An 18,173-nucleotide genomic window follows, 5' to 3' on the forward strand; every position below is an offset into this window, starting at 1 on the left:
TTGCTTACTTGGCGTCGTCGTTGTACATGCTGGCGTATTTCCAGCCGAAGTACAGAATAAACGTGTAGCACAGGGCCGGCACGAGGAAGGACAGCTGCAGGTTGATGTGGTCGGCCAGGAAGCCCTGGATGAACGGCACGATGGCGCCGCCGACGATGGCCATGCACAGAATGCCCGAACCTTGTCCCGTTTGCGCACCCAGCTTGTTCAGGGCCATGCTGAAGATGGTCGGGAACATGATGGAGTTGAACAGGCCGACGGCGATCAATGCCCACATGGCCGTGTGACCACTGGAGAACACGGCGACGAGGATCAGCGCGATGACGATGGCGGCATTGAAGGCCAGGGTCTTGCCCGGGCTGACGTAGCGCATCACGGCAAAGCCGACGAAGCGGCCCAGCATGGCGCCACCCCAGTAATAGCTGACGAAATAGGCGGCATCGGCGTGGCTGAGGCCAGCGATATGGCTCTCGCCGAGGAAGTTGATCAGGAAGCTGCCGATGCTGACTTCACCGCCCACGTACAGGAAGATGGCCAGCGCGCCCAGCACCAGGTGGCGGTGCGACCAGATCGAGACCTTGTGGCCATCCTGCGCCAGGACGGCCGCATCGTCGGCATGCGAAATCTTCGGCAATTTTGCCAGCGCGAACAGCACGGCCAGGATCACCAGGGTAGCGGCCAGCACCAGGTACGGACCTTGCACGGAAGCGGCTTCCTTGGCGCGGTAGGCCAGTTGCTCGGCGGCCGGCAGCAAGTCGAACTGCTGCACCGTCAGCACGGTGCCGGACAAGATCAGCATGCCGCCCAAGGCTGGCGCCACGGTGGTGCCCAGCGCGTTGAAGGCCTGCGTCAGGGTCAGACGGCTCGACGCCGTCTGCGGGTCGCCCAGTTCCGTCACGTAGGGATTGGCCGCCACCTGCAGCACGGTGATGCCGGCCGCCAGGATGAAGAAGGACAGGAGGAACAGCGCATAGCTGCCGGTGGATGCCGGGTAGAACATGGCGCAGCCGGCGGCCGCGATCAGCAAGCCGGCGACGACGCCGCGCTGGTAGCCGATCTTCTTGATCAGCATGCCGGCCGGCAGCGAGACGATGGCGTAGGCGCCAAAGAAGCAGAACTGCACCAGCATCGCCTGGACATAGGTCAGGGTGTAGATCGAGCGCAGATGGGGAATCAGCACATCATTGAGCGAGGTCAGCAGTCCCCACATGAAAAACAGCACCGTGACAATGATCAGGGCGCCTGTATTGTTTTGCGTGCCGGCCTGTGCGCGCGATGCGCCCAGGCCCTGCTTTACGTGTTCCATACTTTCTCCATTGTTCTATCCAAGAATGTCGTGCCCTGCCCTGGCCCATCGCTTGCGTGGGCACCGCCAGACAGCGGCAGCGCTCGTGTTTGAAAGCAACATCTTCGCAAGGCCGAGCGCGTAGTAAAACTACCTTGCTGCGGCCGCATTATGCCCGAAAGGCCCCGGATTGCGCAGATTTCCCATCAGTTATTTGATAATTGAATAGCTGACATTCGAAATCAAAAGTAGCCTTATAACTTGAAACCGCTATACTTATATTGCAGTGCAGCACAACGCGGCACGCCACTCAAAGGAGTCTGCCATGTCTACCGCATTTACTTACCACACCACGCAAAACAGCAATATCATCGCCACCCTGGTGCACGCCGCCAAGCGTGTCGGTGCCTGGCTGAACCACAGCAGCGACCGCCGCGAACGTGCTTACGAAGAAGCCTACCTGGCCGAATCGACCGACCGTTACGACCTGGAATACCGCATGCGCGAACTGGCCCGCGCCAACCCGCAGCCTAGCTGGATGAGCGGCCTGAGCCGTTAAGAGTAGCGCCGTATCCGGCCACGCATCGCAGCCCATCATCGGCTGTTGCAATATCCATAGCGCCATCCTGCTCGCCTTGCGCTTGAGCACAGGATGGGCTATACAGGCGCAATGAAAACGCCCATTACCATCCTCGCCATCGCCGGCAGCCTGCGCGCCGCCTCGCTGAACACCGCCCTGCTGCACGCCATCGCCCGGCTTGCCCCAGCGGACTATGCCATCTGCATCTATCCGGGACTGGGAGAATTACCCCTCTTCAATCCCGACCTCGACGCCGACAGCCTGCCGGCCGTGACGGGCCTGCGCGACGCCATCCTGGCGGCCGACGTGCTGCTGCTGGCCAGCCCCGAATACGCGCATGGCGTGAGCGGCCCGATGAAGAACGCGCTGGACTGGATGGTGGGAAATGAATCATTCATCGACAAGCCGCTGGTGCTGCTGAACGCCTCGCCGCGCGCCACGCATGCGCAGGCGGCCCTGCGCGAAACGGCGCGCACCATGTCGGCGCGCCTGATCGACGAGGCCTGCATCAGCCTGCCTTTGCTGGGGTCGGGTCTCGATGCCGACGGCATCGCTGCGGACCCGGCATTGCGCCGGGCCATCTTGGATATGCTGCAGTGCATCAGGTCATTTTCATGACCTTCTGCACGTTTCGCTATCAGTTCATCTAGTTTTACTACGTACTTCTACGGAACGCTCAGTGCGGGATCATGCCGGTGAAAACGTAGGCCTGCAGCATGGTGATGATGCCGATGATCACGGCAAACAACAGGCTGTGCTTCAAGGTAAAGCGGAACAGGTCCGATTCCTTGCCCACCAGGCCCGTTGCGGCGCAGGCGACGGCGATCGATTGGGGCGAAATCATCTTCGCCGTCACGCCGCCCGTCGTATTGGCCGCCACCAGCAAGGTGTCGGACACGCCGATCTGGTGCGCCGTGGTGTTTTGCAAAGAGCAGAACAGGGCGTTCGAGGAGGTGTCGGAACCCGTCAGGAAGACGCCCAGCCAGCCGAGGAATGGCGAGAAGAACGGGAAGGCGGCGCCGCTGCCGGCCAGCAGCAGGGCCAGGGTGGACGACATGCCCGAGTAATTGGCGACGAAGGCAAACGCCAGCACCAGGCCGATCGACAGCACGGGACGGCGCAATTCCACCACGGTTTCCACGAAGGCCTTGATGCCATCGCGCGGCTTCATGCGCAGCATTAGCATCGACAGCACGGCCGTCAGCAAGATCGCCGTGCCCACGGCCGACAGCAGGTCCAGCTTGAACACGGCGTCATACGCCTTCGGCACGGTCACGATGGGCATGCTCTTGATCACCAGCTGGTCCAGGTACGGCACGTGGATCTTGATGACCAGGCTCGATAGTGCCCCGCCGGCGGCAAACAGCGCCTTGAAGCCGGGCAGGCTCCACACGGTGACGATGGCCGTCAACAGGCCGAATGGCGCCCAGGCGCGCATGGTCTGCGCCGTCGTATACGGCGAGGCGGCGCGGCTGCCGCTGCCACGCACATCCGCCTTGCCCGCGCCACCGCCAAAACCGGACAGCGCGGCCGTGCCGCCGCCGACCGCTTGGGCCACTTTCGCATTCTTCGGTTGCCACACTTTCAGGAACAGGGTCAGCGACACCAGGCTGACGAGGGCCGAGGTGATGTCCGGCAGTTCAGGGCCGATATGGTTGGACGTGAAGTACTGGGTGACGGCAAAGCTCAAACCCGTCACCAGCGCGGCCGGCCATACTTCACGCACGCCGCGGAAACCATCCATCATGAACACCAGCCAGAACGGCACCAGCAGCGACAGCAGCGGCAACTGGCGGCCCGCCATGGCGCCGATCAGGAACGGGTCGATGCCCGTCACCTGGCCCGCCACGATGATGGGGATGCCCATGGCGCCAAAGGCCACGGGCGCCGTGTTGGCGATCAGGCACAGGCCCGCCGCGTACAACGGGTTGAAGCCCAGGCCCACCAGCAGCGCCGAGGTGATGGCCACGGGCGCGCCGAAACCGGCCGCCCCTTCCAGGAAGGCGCCGAAGGCAAAGCCGATCAGCAGCACCTGCAGGCGCTGGTCGTCCGTGACCGACAGCACGGAGGCGCGGATGATGTCGATCTGCCCCGTCTTGACGACAATTTTATACAGGAAGACGGCCGTGACGATGATCCAGGCGATCGGCCACAAGCCGTAGGCGAAGCCATAGCCGGCTGCCGCCAGCGCCTGCGGCACGGGCATGCCGTAGGCGAAAATCGCCACGGCCAGCGCCAGCGCCAGGGTGACGGCGGCCGCCACGTGGCCCTTGATGCGCAGCGCCGCCAGGGCGATGAAGAAGAAGATGATGGGAACGGCTGCCGCCAGTGACGACAGCCACAAGCTGCCGAGCGGGGTGTAAAGTTGGGTCCAGGTTTGCATGTCGGGTCTCCTCCGGTGGATGCGGGTTAAGTGAAAAAACGGCTTTTGATGTAATTGTGTGTAGCGTGTTTTTTGCGGTGCTTCGGTGCTGCCGGGCCGGGCTATTCTTCCTGCCCGCGCGCATTGAGCAGGTCGGCCAGGCTGCGCGGCGCCGGCGTCAACGGCTTGCGGTGCTGCGTCCAGCCCAGTTGCGCGCGCGGCGTCAGCAGCCGCAGCCGCGTGGCGGCCCAGCGGAACAAACGGTAGCTGGCAGGGCGCGCAAAGGCGCCGCTCCAGAAACGCCAGATCAGACTTTCGCCGCGGCTGAACTTGGCGCCCTGGCCGCGCAACGGATGCGTCACTTCCTCATGCGGATTGCGGTTGGCCTCCGTGCGCAGGCGTACCAGCAGCTGCGGAATCGGGATGCGCACGGGGCACACCTCGCCGCAGGCGCCGCACAGGCTCGACGCCGTGGCCAGGTCGGCCGTCGCGTCCAGCCCCAGCAAGTGGGGCGAAATGATCTTGCCGATTGGCCCCGGATACGTGGTGCCGTAGGCGTGGCCGCCGATGCGCGTGTAGACGGGACAGTGGTTCATGCAGGCGCCGCAGCGTATGCATTGCAGGGTGGCGCGCAGCTGCTCGTCCGCGTAGGCCTGGCTGCGGCCGTTGTCGAGCAAGACCAGGTGCACTTCACGCGGCCCATCCTGTTCACCTTCGCGGCGCGGGCCGGAAATCAGGTTGAAATAGGTGGTGATGGCTTGCCCTGTGGCCGAGCGCGTCAGGAGGCTCGCCAGCGGCACGATGTGTTCGAGCTTGGCCACCACCTTTTCCATGCCCATGATGGCGATGTGGACCTCCGGCACGGACGTGGTCAGGCGGCCATTGCCCTCGTTTTCCACCAGCCACAGGGTGCCCGTGTCGGCCGCCGCGAAGTTCACGCCCGACAGGCCGATGTCGGCCTCGACGAAGGCCTGGCGCAGCGCGCGCCGCCCTGTCTGAATCAGGCTGTCGACATCTTCCGTGTAGGGCGCATCGGGAATATGCTCGGCGAACAGGCCGGCGATGTCCGCCTTGGTCTTGTGTATCGCCGGCATGACGATGTGCGACGGCTTCTCGCCGGCCAGCTGCACGATGTACTCGCCCATGTCCGACTCCAGGCAGGTCATGCCGCGCGCTTCCAGGTAGTGATTGAGCTCGATCTCCTCGCTGGCCATCGACTTGCCCTTGATGAAGCGCGTCGCCTGGTTGCGCTGCGCAATGGCGTGAATGATGGCGTTGGCCTGCTCGCCATCCTCGGCCCAGTGCACCTGCACGCCGGCCGCCGTCAGCTTGTCTTCCAGCTGCACCAGCAGGTCGGGCAGGCGCGCCAGCGCGTGCTGGCGCACGGCTTCGCCGATATCGCGCAGGCGTTCCAGCTCGTCGCCGTCGGGGAACTGGGCGCTGCGCTTGTCCTGTAAAAAATCCATGGCGCCGCGAAAGCTCTGGCGCAGCTTCGGATCGTCCAGCGCGGCGCGGGCGCGCGCGTGGAAGTCTGCCGGTTTGACGAATTGCAAGGGCTTGGCGTTCATGGCTGGCCTCCTTCATGGGCTGACAGATCATCGATGATCAGCACCCACAGCCAGCGCGGGCCGTGCGCGCCATAGGCGAGGGTCTGCTGGATATCGGAGGTTTTCGAGGGGCCCGACACCAGCACCAGGTTGGCCGGCATGCCGTCGGCCCAGCGCTCGGCGCGCGCCGCCGCATGCAAGTCCGCGTGCAGCGTGCTGGTATAAACAAGGCAAATGTGCAGCGGTGGCGCCAGCGACACCGTGCGCGGCGCGGCCGCGTCGGGCGCGATGACCAGGGTGCCCGTGGCGGCGATGCCGGAACGCGCGACGGTAAAACCCGCGTCGACGCTATCGAACAATTCGCCCTTCCACTGCGCCAGCGGACGGTCAAAAGACAGCGTTTCCACGCCAGCGGGCAAGGCGGCGCGCAAGGCCTGCCCTTCCACGCTGGCGCTATCGATCAGCAGTCGGCGCACGCCGTGTACACCGAGGCGCTGCGCCAGCAGGGCGGGCCAGGCGTCCACGCTGACGCAGTCGACCTGCGCGTGCGAAGCGCGCAGCGCTGCCTGCATGGCGTCGAGCTGCTGGCGCGGCGACTGCGGCGCTGCGGCACGGCGCGCCTGGTAATGGCTGTCGATGGCCGTATCGATGGTCTCCACCGCTGCGGGCGCTGAGGGTGCGGCGGCGCGCAACCGTCCTAGCATGCGTTCGCGGGCAGTCAATGCCGTACTCATGCCGCACCTCCCGTGCGGCGCCACAAGAAGCTGGCCAGGTGCTCGACGGGCAGCGGCGCACCCTGGTGCTGCGCTGCATGGCCGATATTGAGCAGGCAGCCGCAGTCGGCCGAGACGAGCCGGTCGCAGCCCGTGGCGCAGGCCGAGGCGATCTTGTCGCTGACCATGGCACCGGAAATGTCCGGGTGTTTCAATGAAAACGTGCCACCGAAGCCGCAGCATTCCGATTCGCGCTGGTGCTCGATGCGCGTCACGCCGGGCAAGGCGTCGACCAGCGCCACACCATGCAGGCGCGTGCCCATTTCGCGGCGCGCGCCGCACGAGGTATGCAGCACCACGTTTTCCTCCGCCTGCCCGGGGTCGGCCAGGCCGGCCAGGTCGAGTTTCAGTACGCAGACGAGAAATTCGCTCAGTTCATACACGCGTTCGGCCAGCTCCAGCGCCTTGGGACCGGCCACGGGGTCGTCCTGGAACAGCTGCGGCCAGTGGTGGCGCATCATGCCGGCACAGGAACCGGACGGCACGATCACGGGCCACGGTTGCGCAAACAGGTCGAGCTGGGCACGCGCCACGGCACGCGCCTGCTCCGGGTTGCCGCTGCTGTAGGCAGGCTGGCCGCAGCAGCTCTGGCCGCGCGGGTAATGCACCAGCAAGCCTTCCCGCTCCAGCAGACGCACCGCGTCGAGCCCGGCCTGCGGCACGAACAGGTCGACCAGGCAGGTGGCGAACAGGTACACCTGGAGCGGTGCGGGCGGATATTGGCGTGGTGCATGACGCGGTGCGTGACTTGGCTGGCGCGGGCCTGGCTGCGGGTCTGGCTGCATGACTATGTCTCCCCGGCGCTCTGTGTGTTGCTGCGGCGCCGCTGTGTGTTGTTAAGAATGACTGGTTCACGCATAATTCCAGCTTCTTCGAGCCACTTCAAATTGCTCGGACCACTTGAAAACAACAAACGAGACAACAGCGATGGCGACAGGCATGCAAACGCGGGGCAGGGTCGAAACGGTGATGCGCAGGCTGGAGACGGCCCTGCTGGACGGCAGCTTGCCGGCGGGCGCGCAATTGCCGGCCGAACGCCTGCTGGCGTTGCAATATGGGGTCTCGCGCAATACCGTGCGCGAAGCGGTGCAGCGGCTGGCGGCGCGCGGGCTGGTGCGCAGCCGGCGCGGTGCCGGTGTCTTTGTGACGGATCAATTACGCACCGGCATGGCTTCGCCGTGGAGCCAGCTGGTGGCCGACCACCCCGCCCTGCGCGACGACATCCTGGAATTTCGCCGCGTGCTGGAAGGGGCGACGGCCTATTTTGCGGCGCAACGGGCCAGCACGGACGAGCGCACGCAGATCATGGCGCTGCTGACCGAGCTGGAACAGGCGCGCGCCAGCGACGACAAGCACGGCGAAGCGCAGGCCGATGCACGGCTGCACGAAGTCATCGCACAAGCATCGCACAACACCATGTTTTTACACTTGCACACCAGCATCATCGGCATGCTGCGCGAACATATCACCCTCAATGGCACCGGCTTGCGCCAGCAGGACGAGGCCACCTCGCTGCAACTGCTGTCGCAGCACCGCACCCTGTGCGAGGCCATCTGCGCCAGCCAGCCCGAGGAAGCGCGCACGGCCATGCAAAGCCACATCGATTTCGTGCGCACGCGCGTCACCAGCGACGAATAGGGTTACTGGTAGGACCAATCTGCACGGCAGCACATCGGGAGATGTCTACGCGTCATGCCTTGTCGCAGGCCCGGGCCAAAATGAGCTCCCGATACGCCATCCGACAGGTTTCCATGCATTTGCACCATGCCACTGACGCTATCCGCGGGCCTGCGCCGCATTCCTTGCTGGCCCTGCATGCCGGCGCCAGCGCCGTCTTTGCCGTCGCCCTGTTGCCGCCGGCTGGCTGGCCGCTGGCCCTGGCCGGCTGCCTGCTCATCCTGTCCATGCTGGTGCGGACCCTGCGCGCACCCGCCACACAACTTGGCCGCACCGCCTCCGGCAGCGCGCTGCTGGCGCTGGACCTGGTCGTCTTCCTGCTCTGCTATGCGCTGCGCGAAAGCGATGCCGACTGGCACGCGACTGCCTTTTGCACCCTGCTCGCCGCGCCGTATGCCGGCATCACGCGGCGCATGTCGGGCGGCGCCGGCCTGGCCATCGTGGCCAGCCTGGCCTGGCTGGGCTTGCAGGATGATATCCAGGCCAGCAATGCGGCGACCTTGCTGGTTTTTAATCTGGCTGGCATCTGTGCCTGCCATAGCCAGCAGCGCCAGCGCCGCGCGCACGTCCGGCAACATGCAGTCCTCGCCGAGCAGGCCGTGCGCGACCACCTGACCGGCTGCTACAACCGCCGCTACCTCGATGAGCACTTGCTGGGTGCCGAACTTGCCCGCTCAAAACGCCATGGCCTGTGCCTGACGGCCATCCTGTGCGATCTCGACCATTTCAAGCGCATCAACGACGCCCACGGCCATGCCGCTGGCGATGACGTGCTGCGTACCTTTGCCACCCTGCTCGGCAACGCCACGCGCCATGGCATCGACAGCGTGGTGCGCCACGGCGGCGAGGAGTTCCTGCTGATCCTGCCGGAAACGGACCTGGCTGGCGGCGTGCGCCTGGCCGAACGCTTGCGCGCCGGCCTGCTGCAGCACATCGGGACGACGGCCAGTTTCGGCGTGGCCTGCATCGCGTTTGCGCCTGACGGCCAGACGTGCGGCCCTGCTGCCCTGGTCGCCGCTGCCGACAGCCTGCTGTACCAGGCCAAGCACGCGGGGCGCAATTGCGTCAGGGCAGCCATGCTGGACGCCCTGTAATTGCCATCGAATCAATGTTACCATTCGTTAACTTGTGTACTTATCAGTACACATCCTGCCACTGAAGAGAACGGAACCACCATGTCTGAACACGCGCCCCGCCCTTCCACCATCATGCGTCAATGGCAAATGTTGCGCCTGATACCGCAGGCGCCACGCACCATCACCGTCGCCGCATTACACGACAAGCTCAAGGCCATCGACTTTGCCATTGGCATCCGCACGATCCAGCGCGATTTGCTCGACCTGGCCGAAATTTTCCCACTGACCAATCCAGCCGACAGCAAGCCGTTTGGCTGGTGCTGGATGGAAAATGCGGCGCGCATGGACATGCCTGGGCTGTCGACGCCTGCCGCGCTGACCCTGGCGCTGATGGAACAGCACCTGCGCCATGCGCTGCCGCCATCCACCCTGGACAGCATGCAGCCGTATTTCAGTGCGGCCCGCCAGACCCTGAACGCGGCCAGCGAGCGTGCCAGCGCGTCCGCCTGGCTGGGCAAGATACGCGTGATCGCCCCCATGCAGCGGCTACTGGCGCCCGACATCGACGAAGCTTGCCAGCGCACCGTGTATGAAGCGCTGATGCAGAACCGCCAGCTCAAGCTGAGCTACAAGAAGCGCGACAACGACAAGCTCGTCAGCTATGACGCCGTCCATCCGCTGGCCATCGTGCAGCGCGGCCAGTTGCTCTACCTGGTATGCCTGTTCGCCGACTACAACGACGTGCGCACGCTGGTCCTGCACCGCGTGCAGCAGGCGGAAATGCTTTATCTGTCCGCGCGCGTGCAGCCAGACTTCGACATCGATGCATATATTGCTTCGGGCGCCATGGGCATCCGCGAGGGCGAACCGCTGGTGCTGGAAGCCGTGTTTGCCCGTCGCAGCGGCGAGCACCTGTACGAGACGCCACTGAGCGCGGACCAGCAATTGCAGGAACGCGCCGATGGCTCGCTGCACCTGACCGCCACCGTGCCCAGCACGCGCGAACTGCAATGGTGGTTGCTGGGCCTGGGCGATGGCGTGGAAGTGCTGGCACCTGCCGCCCTGCGCGAACAGATGAAAAGCACCATCGCCAGCATGGCCAGCCGCTACGCCGCCTGACGATGGACCCCGGCGGCGGCAAAAAACTGCTACCATCGCGCGCCGCCCCTTACTTCGCCCTCGCATGACCGTCCTCGCCCACACGCATCCGCTGGTACTCCAGCTGGAAAACGACTTGCTGCCCCTGTTCCGCGCCGCCCTGCCGCCACTCGCGGCCGCCGCGCCGCAGGTGCTCGCCTCCGTGTTCGCCTTTTCCAGCGGTACGGCCAGCGCCTTCGAGGATTATCATTTCGGCATTTCCTGCCTGCTCGCAGACGTGTCCGAAGTGCCCGAGGATGCCCCGGAAGAAGTCGCCCTGCTGGTCAGTGTCACGGGACTCGACGCCAGCGCCCGACTGAGCGCACAGGTCGTCTGGGGCCAGCCATCGGGTTTGCTGGAAGCGCACGCCGAGTTCCAGGCGGGCGACCTGCCTGCCCTGCATGCGGCCCTGCCCGGCCTGCTGGCCAGCCTGCAACAGGCAGCCAGCCGCGGCGCGCCCGCAATATGACAGGCGCATGAAAAAGTGACAGGAAACAACAACTTACGATTTCCGTAGCGCAACTTTGTTGACTTCCACTAGCCCTACCCCCTATCCTTTCAGTTACGTTTGGTGAGAATGTGTGCATGTTGCTGTGAACATGCAGACGGCGTCGCCTTGCTTGCGCAAAGTCCATTCCGCATTTATTTATCGCAACCATCAGGGCAACGTGCCTGGACGGCCGCTGCCAGCAAATACGGAGCCGACTGCCATGCCATCGAACCGCCTTTTTCCTGCAACATCCTTGCTGGGCTGTGTCTTCCTGCTCGCCGCCCTGCCCGTGCAGGCGCAGACCACGGACAGCACTGCCGCCACCTTCAGCGCCAATGCCAGCCTCACCTCACAATACATTTCGCGCGGCTTTCGCCAGACCTGGGGCAAACCCGCGCTGCAAGCGGGTGCCGACTACGCGCACCCGAGCGGCTGGTCGCTGGGGACCTGGGCGTCCACCGTCAGCGACCGCTATATCGAGGATGCAACCGTCGAATGGGACCTGTACGGCGGCTACAGCGGCACGCTGGGCGAGCTGGGCTACAGCGTCCTGGCGTATTACTACAAGTATCCGGGCGCTGTCTACCGCGCCACAGGCATCAAGTACGACTATGGCGAACTGTCGCTGGGCCTGAGCTACAAGATGCTGTACGCCAAGTACAACCATACCGTCACGCCGGACTTCTTTGGCATCACGAATGCGCGCGGCACGGGCTACCTGGACGTGGGCGCGAATGTCGACCTGGGCAATGCCTGGACCTTGAATCTGCACGCCGGCAATGGCCGGGTGGCGGGTAGCGGCAATGCGATATGGAACTGGCGCGACGCCAAGGTCGGCGTCACCAGGGCCTTCGATGGCGGCTGGAGCCTGAGTGGCGCCGTGACGCGCGCCTGGGGCGCCACCGATGCCTACGATCATTACACGCTGGGCATCCCGAATGCGGCGGGCCAGTTCGACACCTCGAACCCCGCCGCGACGACCTTCGTGCTGGCCATCAGCAAGACGTTCTAGGCGCGCTACCCGCGACGCCAGAGACACCGATTTCCTCTCTACCAAGGAACAGCCTCATGCAACTCTCACTGAACAGCAAAATCTGCGTCGCCGCCACCGCGCTCGCCATCCTCAGCCTCGGCGTCACGGCGGCGGTGATCGGCTACAAGAGCAGCGCCAGCGCCGAAGCGGCCGCACTGGAACTGGCGCGCACATCGGCACGCGAAGTATCGGGCGCCTTGCAGGCACGCATCGCCAGCAACCTGGCCAGCGTCAGCAGCCTGGCCGGCGCCATGCGCGGCACCAAAAGCGCCAGCCTGCCCCTGCAGCGCGAGCAGATCAATGAACTGACCAAGGCCACCCTGAACAGTTCGGAAGACTTGCTGGGCGCTGCCGTGACGTGGGAGCCGAACGCGCTCGACGGCAAGGATGCGGAATTTGCCAACCAGAAGCCGTACTACGACGCCAGCGGCCGCTTCATGCCCTACTGGACGCGGGGCGCCGGCGGCAAGCTGCAAGTCGAACCCATCGTCTTCGACCCGAAGCCGGGCGCCAACGACTGGTATGACGTACCCAAGCGCACCGGCAAGACCTACTTTACGGAACCGTATGTCTACCCCGTCGATGGCAAGGATGTGCTGATGGCTTCGCTGGTGGCGCCCATCATGATCGACGGCGGCTTCAAGGGCGCGGCCAGCGCCGACTTCATGCTCACGCGCCTGGCGAAAATCCTGGCCGGCCTGAAAGTGATCGAGGGCGGCAAACTGGCCCTGATCTCGAACGGTGGCCTGTACGCCAGCCATCCCACACCTGAACGGCTGGGCAAGAAGGCCGACGACGTGCCGGCTGCCGGCCTGGAAAAGGTACGCCAGGGCCAGCCGTATGAATACGAGGATGGCCAGGGCTACATCCATTTGCTGCAGCCGCTGCAGATCCACCCCGATATCGCGCCATGGAGCGTGGAACTGAACTTCCCGAAAAGCGTGGCCATCGCCTCGGCGCGCGACCTGATGCTCTACACCCTGATCGTCGCCCTGCTGTGCGCGGCCGCCACGGCCGGCATTTTGATCCTCGTCGTCAACCAGTTGACGCGACCGCTGCGCACCCTGGGCCGCACCATGACGGACCTGTCCAGTGGCGACGCCGACCTGCGCGTGAAGCTGGAAGTCAAGGGCACCGACGAGCTGGCCGTCATCGGCAAGGGCTTCAACGCCTTCGTGGAAAAGATCCACGCCGTGCTGCTGCAAGTGCAAGCGAGCGCCGACAACGTGGCCCGTGCCAGCGCGGAAATTGCGCAAGGCAATAACGACCTGTCGGCGCGCACGGAACAGCAAGCCAGTTCACTGGAAGAGACGGCCGCCTCGGTGGAAGAGCTGACGGGCACGGTGAAGGAAAACGCCGACCATGCACGCCAGGCCAATCAACTGGCCGCTTCCGCGTCGAGCGTGGCACAGAAGAGCGGCGAAGTGGTTGGCAAAGTCATCGCAACCATGACCTCGATCAATGACTCGTCGAACAAGATCGTCGACATCATCAGCGTTATCGATGGCATCGCCTTCCAGACGAATATCCTGGCGCTGAACGCAGCCGTGGAAGCGGCGCGCGCGGGCGAACAGGGACGCGGCTTCGCCGTCGTTGCCACGGAAGTGCGCAACCTGGCGCAACGCTCGGCGGCGGCGGCCAAGGAAATCAAGCTGCTGATCGACGATTCCGTGGGCAAGGTGGCCGCCGGCAGCAAACTCGTCGACGAAGCGGGCGCCACCATGGAGCAGGTGGTCGACAGCGTGCGCAAGGTCACCGCCATCATGGCCGACATCAGCGTCGCCACCACCGAGCAAAGCGACGGCATCGCCCAGGTAAACCAGGCGCTGGCGCAGATGGATGGCGTGACGCAACAGAACGCGGCCCTGGTCGAGGAAGCAGCAGCCGCTGCCGAAAGCCTGCAAGACCAGGCCAGCCATCTGGCCCAGGTAGTGAGCGTGTTCAAGCTGGGCGAGCAGGTGCGCCAGACGGCACCGGCAGCAAGCGTGGCCACCCCGCGCGCCGCGCCGCCAACAACACCGGCGCCCGCCAAGCGCCTGAGCGTCGCCAAGCCGCAGGCAACGCCGCGCGCGGCCGCCAAGGCACCGGCCGGCGATGACTGGGAAGAGTTTTAAGCCTGCCAGCCTGCCGGCCTGCCGGCAGCGAGTTGCTCTTGATTTAAATCAAGTCACCAATAGATTCGGTGAGAATTGAACCCCATTCGTCCTCCTATAATCATGCCGCGTTGACGGCACGCACCGCTGCCGGATGAAAAAGGAAGATGCATGAAAAAACTATTGCCAGTATTGGCCGGCTCGGCTGCGGCACTCCTGGCCGGCTGCGGTGGCGGTGGCGGTACGACACAGCAGCTTGCTGGCGATTCCGGCAGCGCCTCGCCACTGGCCGCGTATATCGGCACCTGGCAGTCGGCCTGCGACCATCACGACCGTCAATCGCTGGTCATCGCGTTCAAGAGCGATGGCAGCGGTTCGCTGGAACTGACACCAACCGGCGAAACCTACTTCAAGGCCGATTGCTCCGGCCCCGTGATCGCGACAGACAGCATCAGCGTGAAGATCACCGGCAAGCCGGACGGCACCGCCGACATGCTGATCAAGCTGGCGGAAAACGCCGCCGCAACGAGCTTGCGCGTCGACAAGATCACCTCGTCGGCCCCGGCCTATACCTTCCAGCGGACCGGTACCACCGTGAAATATGTACTGCGCGAAAACAAGCAGCAGTGGTGCGTCGACGTGGACAATGGCGAATCGTGCCTGTGGGACGAAGGCATGCAAGCTGCACAAAGCATCCCCGGCGGCCTGTCCTTGCGCGGCAACGACCTGTACACGGTGATGCTGGACACGGAAAAGGGCGTGTACGTGCTGGACATGCACTACGTGAAAAAATAAGCGCTGGATCTGCTGCGGGGCCGCCCGGCCCTGCAGCTTGCCGCAGCCGCGCCATAGACTTGAGGCCGTTAGCGAGTGTATGTGCAGAATCGAACATACATTGCGAAAACAGAAAGCTATGCTGTTGAAAAACAGGAGCTTGCCATGTCGTTTTCCGCCTTTCCCCTGCCGTCCAACACTGCGCTGGCCGCCCTGCTGCAGCCACAGGACAGCGCTTTCCACCCGATCGACGGCTTGCGGCGTTTGTGCGACGCGGGACTCGACCAATTACCCCTGCCCGGTCACGGCGCCACCCTGCAGCGCTGGCAAATGCTGGCCGCCATCGCCGCCATCGACCTTTCCCTGCTCAAGCTGTACGAGGGCCATACCGATGCACTGGCCATCCTGGCGGAAATCGACGGTACCGGCGTCCCGGCCGGCAGCAGCTGGGGCGTATGGTGCGCAGAAATGCCGGGCGCGCGGGTGCAGTTGCAGCAAGCGGCCGATGGGCGCCATGTACTCGAGGGCCGCAAGGCCTGGTGCTCCGGGGCAAATGGACTCAGCCATGCCTTGATCAGCTGCTGGAACGAGGACGGCCAGGCTTGCCTGGCCAGCGTGGCGCTGTCGCAGCCCGGTGTGCACGTCACGGATGAAGGCTGGCAGGCCGTCGGCATGCTCGCCTGCGCCAGCGTCGACGTGACCTTTTCCGGCGCGCGGGCCTTTCCCGTGGGCGCTCCGGGCGCCTACCTGGAGCGCCCCGGCTTCTGGCATGGCGGCGCTGGCATCGCGGCCGCCTGGTATGGCGCGGCCTGCGCCGTCGCCAGCCACCTGCATGCGCGCGCGCAGCATGCCGCGCCCGATCCCGTGCGCCTGGCGCAACTGGGGCAGATCGACTGCGCGCTGCGCGCCGCCGGCGCCCTGCTGCGTGAAGGCGCCGCCGACATCGACCGGCACCCGCAAAGCGATGCCATGGCCCTCGCGCTGCGCCTGCGCCTGACGGTGGAAGACGCCGCCACCCAAGTCCTGCACCTGGCCACGCGTGCGCTGGGCGCCGGCCCCCTGTGCCGCGATGCCCGCTTCGCGCGCCTGGCGGCCGACCTGCCCGTCTTCCTGCGCCAGAGCCATGCGGAACGCGACCAGGCCGTGCTGGGCGGCATCGTCGCCGGCGCCGAAGACCATCCGTGGGCGCTCTGACATGCTGGCCCAATCCGATAGGCAAGCACGCCGCATCGAAGGCAGCGGCACGCCGGACCAGGTGTGGCTATCCTGGCCGGGGCTGAACGACATCCCCGCCATCAGCGCGAACGCCCTGGTGCCGCCAGGCACGCGCGCCGTCATCGTCGCGCCGCATCCCGACGATGAAATCCTCGCCTGCGGCGGCTTGCTGCAACTGCTGGCGGCGCAGGGCAGCCAATTGCTGTTGATCGCCGTCACCGATGGCGACGCCAGCCACCCGGACTCGCCCCTCTGGCCGCAGGAACGCCTGCGCCAGGTGCGTCCGCAAGAATCCGCACAGGCGCTGGCCACGCTGGGACTGGCGTCGCCCGCATGGCTGCGCCTGCACCTGCCCGATGGCGGCGTGGCCGGCATGACGCCGCAACTGCGCGCCACACTCGCAGCGCAGCTGCGCCCCGGCGACAGGGTCTTCACCACCTGGCGCCTGGACGGCCATCCGGACCATGAAGCATGCGGCCGGGCCTGCGCTGCGGCCTGCGCTGCCAGCGGCGCCACCCTGGTGGAAATGCCCGTCTGGGGCTGGCACTGGGCCGCGCCGGGCGACACGCGCGTGCCGTGGCACCGCGCGCGCCGCCTGCCCTTGCCGGTCCCCATCCTGCAGCGCAAGCGCGCGGCCCTGCGCTGCTTCGCCAGCCAGATGCAAGACGACCCGTCGACGGGGCGCCCCGCCATCGTCGCCGGCGACGCCTTGCAGCGCCTGCTACATGCCTGGGAGGTGTATTTTCTATGAACCCATCATCCACACCGGACGACCGGCGCGGCAGCTATTTCGAACAGCTGTACCGCCAGGATAGCGATCCGTGGCGGGTGCGCCAGCGCTGGTACGAGGAGAGAAAGCGCGCCCTGCTGCTGGCCAGCCTGCCGCAGCGGCGCTACCGCCACGCCTATGAACCGGGCTGCGGCAATGGCGAGCTGACGGCCGAGCTGGCGCGGCGCTGCGAGCGTGTGCTGGCGGCCGACCTCTCGGCCGAAGCGCTGGGGCTGGCGCAGCAGCGCCTGCTCGACGCGGGGTGCGGCGGCAACGTCAGCCTCGCGCAGCACCGGCTGCCGCAGGACTGGCCACGCATCCTGCCCGGCGCCGACAAGTTCGACCTGATCGTACTGAGCGAGATCGCCTATTACCTGTCGGTGCAAGAGCTGGCGCGCGTGGTCGAACACAGCATCGCCAGCCTGGCGCCGGGCGGCAGCATCGTCCTGTGCCACTGGCGCGCGCCGTTCGCGCAGCGCATCGTCTCGACCGTGCGCATACATGCGGCCTTCCAGGACGCGCCCGGCCTGCACCGCGTGCTGCGGCACGAAGAAACCGACTTCCTGCTGGGGATCTGGTCGAACGATGCGCGCTCGGTGGCGCAGCGCGAGGGCTTCGCATGATCGGCGTGGTGGTGCCCGTGCATAACGAGGAAGCGTGCCTGGACGCCTGCCTGGAAGCGTTGCGCCTTGCCGCCACCTGTCCCTTGCTGCATGGCGAGGCGGTGTGCATCGTCGTCGTGCTCGATGCCTGCAGCGACCAGTCACAGCGCATCGTGCTGGCGCATGCCATGCAGGCGGACCTGCGCTGGCGTCTCGACTGCATCGCCATCAATGCGCAGAACGTGGGCACCGCGCGCGCCGCCGGCGCGCAGCAGCTGCTGCAGCGCGGTGCCCGCTGGCTGGCCTTTACGGATGCGGATACGCGCGTATCGCCCTCCTGGCTGAGCACCCAGCTGAGCCTGGAGGCCGATGCCGTCTGCGGCACGGTGGCGGTGGACGACTGGTCGCCGCACGGGCCCAGTGCCGCTGCGCTGCGCCAGCACTTCGCCCAGACCTACACCGATGCCGACGGCCACCGCCACATCCATGGCGCCAACTTCGGCGTGCGCGCCAGCGCCTACCTGCGCGCCGGCGGCTTTGCCCCATTGGCCTGCAGCGAGGACGTGGCCATGGTCGCCGCGCTGCAAGAATGCGGTGCGCACATCGCCTGGAGCGCCGCACCGCGCGTCACTACCAGCGCCCGCCGCCATGCCAGGGCACGGGGCGGCTTTGGCGATACCTTGCTGCAGGTGGTGGAGGCGATGGCGGGGCAGACGGCAACGTGCACTCTCGCCATGCTGCCAGAGCATCAAGGATAAGG

General features: G+C 65.7%; 18 protein-coding genes. 13 read left to right on the forward strand and 5 right to left on the reverse strand.

Features of this window, described 5'->3' with window-relative positions:
• Positions 1-4: 4 nt before the first annotated feature.
• Positions 5-1,306: an L-fucose:H+ symporter permease gene (gene fucP, locus FJQ89_RS11275; RefSeq protein ID WP_141170235.1), complete on the reverse strand. Its 1,302-nt coding sequence runs from the start codon at positions 1,304-1,306 to the stop codon at positions 5-7.
• Between the two features lie 304 nt (positions 1,307-1,610).
• On the opposite strand from fucP, the gene FJQ89_RS28725 reads away from it, so the two are divergent.
• Together FJQ89_RS28725 and FJQ89_RS11285 are read left to right on the forward strand one after the other, a co-directional pair.
• Positions 1,611-1,844, forward strand: a complete 234-nt coding sequence (locus tag FJQ89_RS28725; RefSeq protein WP_096236965.1) for a DUF3563 family protein — start codon at positions 1,611-1,613, stop codon at positions 1,842-1,844.
• Between the two features lie 111 nt (positions 1,845-1,955).
• Positions 1,956-2,483 (forward strand): NADPH-dependent FMN reductase, encoded by a 528-nt coding sequence (locus FJQ89_RS11285; protein WP_141170236.1) that lies wholly within the window; start codon positions 1,956-1,958, stop codon positions 2,481-2,483.
• Between the two features lie 58 nt (positions 2,484-2,541).
• Here FJQ89_RS11285 and FJQ89_RS11290 read toward each other — a convergent pair whose 3' ends face one another.
• The 4 genes from FJQ89_RS11290 to FJQ89_RS11305 form a co-directional block, all read right to left on the reverse strand.
• A complete protein-coding gene (locus FJQ89_RS11290; protein WP_141170237.1) occupies positions 2,542-4,248 on the reverse strand; it encodes a lactate permease LctP family transporter in 1,707 nt (568 codons plus the stop codon).
• Between the two features lie 101 nt (positions 4,249-4,349).
• Positions 4,350-5,795 (reverse strand): LutB/LldF family L-lactate oxidation iron-sulfur protein, encoded by a 1,446-nt coding sequence (locus tag FJQ89_RS11295; protein ID WP_141170238.1) that lies wholly within the window; start codon positions 5,793-5,795, stop codon positions 4,350-4,352.
• Positions 5,792-6,508, reverse strand: a complete 717-nt coding sequence (locus tag FJQ89_RS11300) for a LutC/YkgG family protein (RefSeq protein WP_141170239.1) — start codon at positions 6,506-6,508, stop codon at positions 5,792-5,794. Before FJQ89_RS11300 ends, FJQ89_RS11295 begins: the two co-directional genes overlap by 4 nt.
• Entirely contained in the window at positions 6,505-7,332 is an 828-nt protein-coding gene (locus FJQ89_RS11305; RefSeq protein WP_141170240.1) for a (Fe-S)-binding protein, read from the reverse strand. The genes FJQ89_RS11300 and FJQ89_RS11305 overlap by 4 nt, the downstream gene beginning before the upstream one ends.
• Positions 7,333-7,486: 154 nt before the next feature.
• On the opposite strand from FJQ89_RS11305, the gene FJQ89_RS11310 reads away from it, so the two are divergent.
• The 11 genes from FJQ89_RS11310 to FJQ89_RS11360 all read left to right on the forward strand — a co-directional run bounded on the left by FJQ89_RS11310 (position 7,487) and on the right by FJQ89_RS11360 (position 18,171).
• Positions 7,487-8,185 (forward strand): FadR/GntR family transcriptional regulator, encoded by a 699-nt coding sequence (locus tag FJQ89_RS11310; RefSeq protein WP_243136517.1) that lies wholly within the window; start codon positions 7,487-7,489, stop codon positions 8,183-8,185.
• 113 nt (positions 8,186-8,298) lie between these two features.
• Positions 8,299-9,318 carry a GGDEF domain-containing protein gene (locus FJQ89_RS11315; protein ID WP_168208439.1) on the forward strand — a complete coding sequence of 340 codons (1,020 nt, stop codon included), beginning with the start codon at positions 8,299-8,301 and terminating at the stop codon, positions 9,316-9,318.
• 81 nt (positions 9,319-9,399) lie between these two features.
• Positions 9,400-10,419, forward strand: a complete 1,020-nt coding sequence (locus FJQ89_RS11320) for a helix-turn-helix transcriptional regulator (protein ID WP_141170243.1) — start codon at positions 9,400-9,402, stop codon at positions 10,417-10,419.
• A gap of 64 nt (positions 10,420-10,483) precedes the next feature.
• Positions 10,484-10,906, forward strand: a complete 423-nt coding sequence (locus FJQ89_RS11325; RefSeq protein ID WP_141170244.1) for a hypothetical protein — start codon at positions 10,484-10,486, stop codon at positions 10,904-10,906.
• 241 nt (positions 10,907-11,147) lie between these two features.
• A complete protein-coding gene (locus tag FJQ89_RS11330; protein WP_243136518.1) occupies positions 11,148-11,939 on the forward strand; it encodes a TorF family putative porin in 792 nt (263 codons plus the stop codon).
• A gap of 56 nt (positions 11,940-11,995) precedes the next feature.
• Positions 11,996-14,074 (forward strand): methyl-accepting chemotaxis protein, encoded by a 2,079-nt coding sequence (locus FJQ89_RS11335; protein WP_141170245.1) that lies wholly within the window; start codon positions 11,996-11,998, stop codon positions 14,072-14,074.
• Between the two features lie 150 nt (positions 14,075-14,224).
• Positions 14,225-14,848: a hypothetical protein gene (locus tag FJQ89_RS11340; RefSeq protein ID WP_141170246.1), complete on the forward strand. Its 624-nt coding sequence runs from the start codon at positions 14,225-14,227 to the stop codon at positions 14,846-14,848.
• Between the two features lie 144 nt (positions 14,849-14,992).
• On the forward strand, positions 14,993-16,021 hold the full coding sequence (locus tag FJQ89_RS11345; protein WP_141170247.1) for an acyl-CoA dehydrogenase family protein: 1,029 nt from the start codon (positions 14,993-14,995) through the stop codon (positions 16,019-16,021).
• A 1-nt stretch (position 16,022) separates the two neighbouring features.
• Complete coding sequence (locus FJQ89_RS11350) at positions 16,023-16,793, forward strand: PIG-L deacetylase family protein (RefSeq protein ID WP_141170248.1); 771 nt, start codon at positions 16,023-16,025, stop codon at positions 16,791-16,793.
• The gene (locus FJQ89_RS11355) at positions 16,790-17,434 is read left to right on the forward strand and encodes a class I SAM-dependent methyltransferase (protein WP_141170249.1); all 645 of its coding nucleotides are present in this window, start codon (positions 16,790-16,792) and stop codon (positions 17,432-17,434) included. Before FJQ89_RS11350 ends, FJQ89_RS11355 begins: the two co-directional genes overlap by 4 nt.
• Positions 17,431-18,171: a glycosyltransferase family 2 protein gene (locus FJQ89_RS11360; RefSeq protein WP_141170250.1), complete on the forward strand. Its 741-nt coding sequence runs from the start codon at positions 17,431-17,433 to the stop codon at positions 18,169-18,171. Before FJQ89_RS11355 ends, FJQ89_RS11360 begins: the two co-directional genes overlap by 4 nt.
• Positions 18,172-18,173 lie beyond the last annotated feature (2 nt).

It is taken from the genome of Janthinobacterium tructae, assembly GCF_006517255.1.
Taxonomy (GTDB): domain Bacteria; phylum Pseudomonadota; class Gammaproteobacteria; order Burkholderiales; family Burkholderiaceae_D; genus Janthinobacterium; species Janthinobacterium tructae.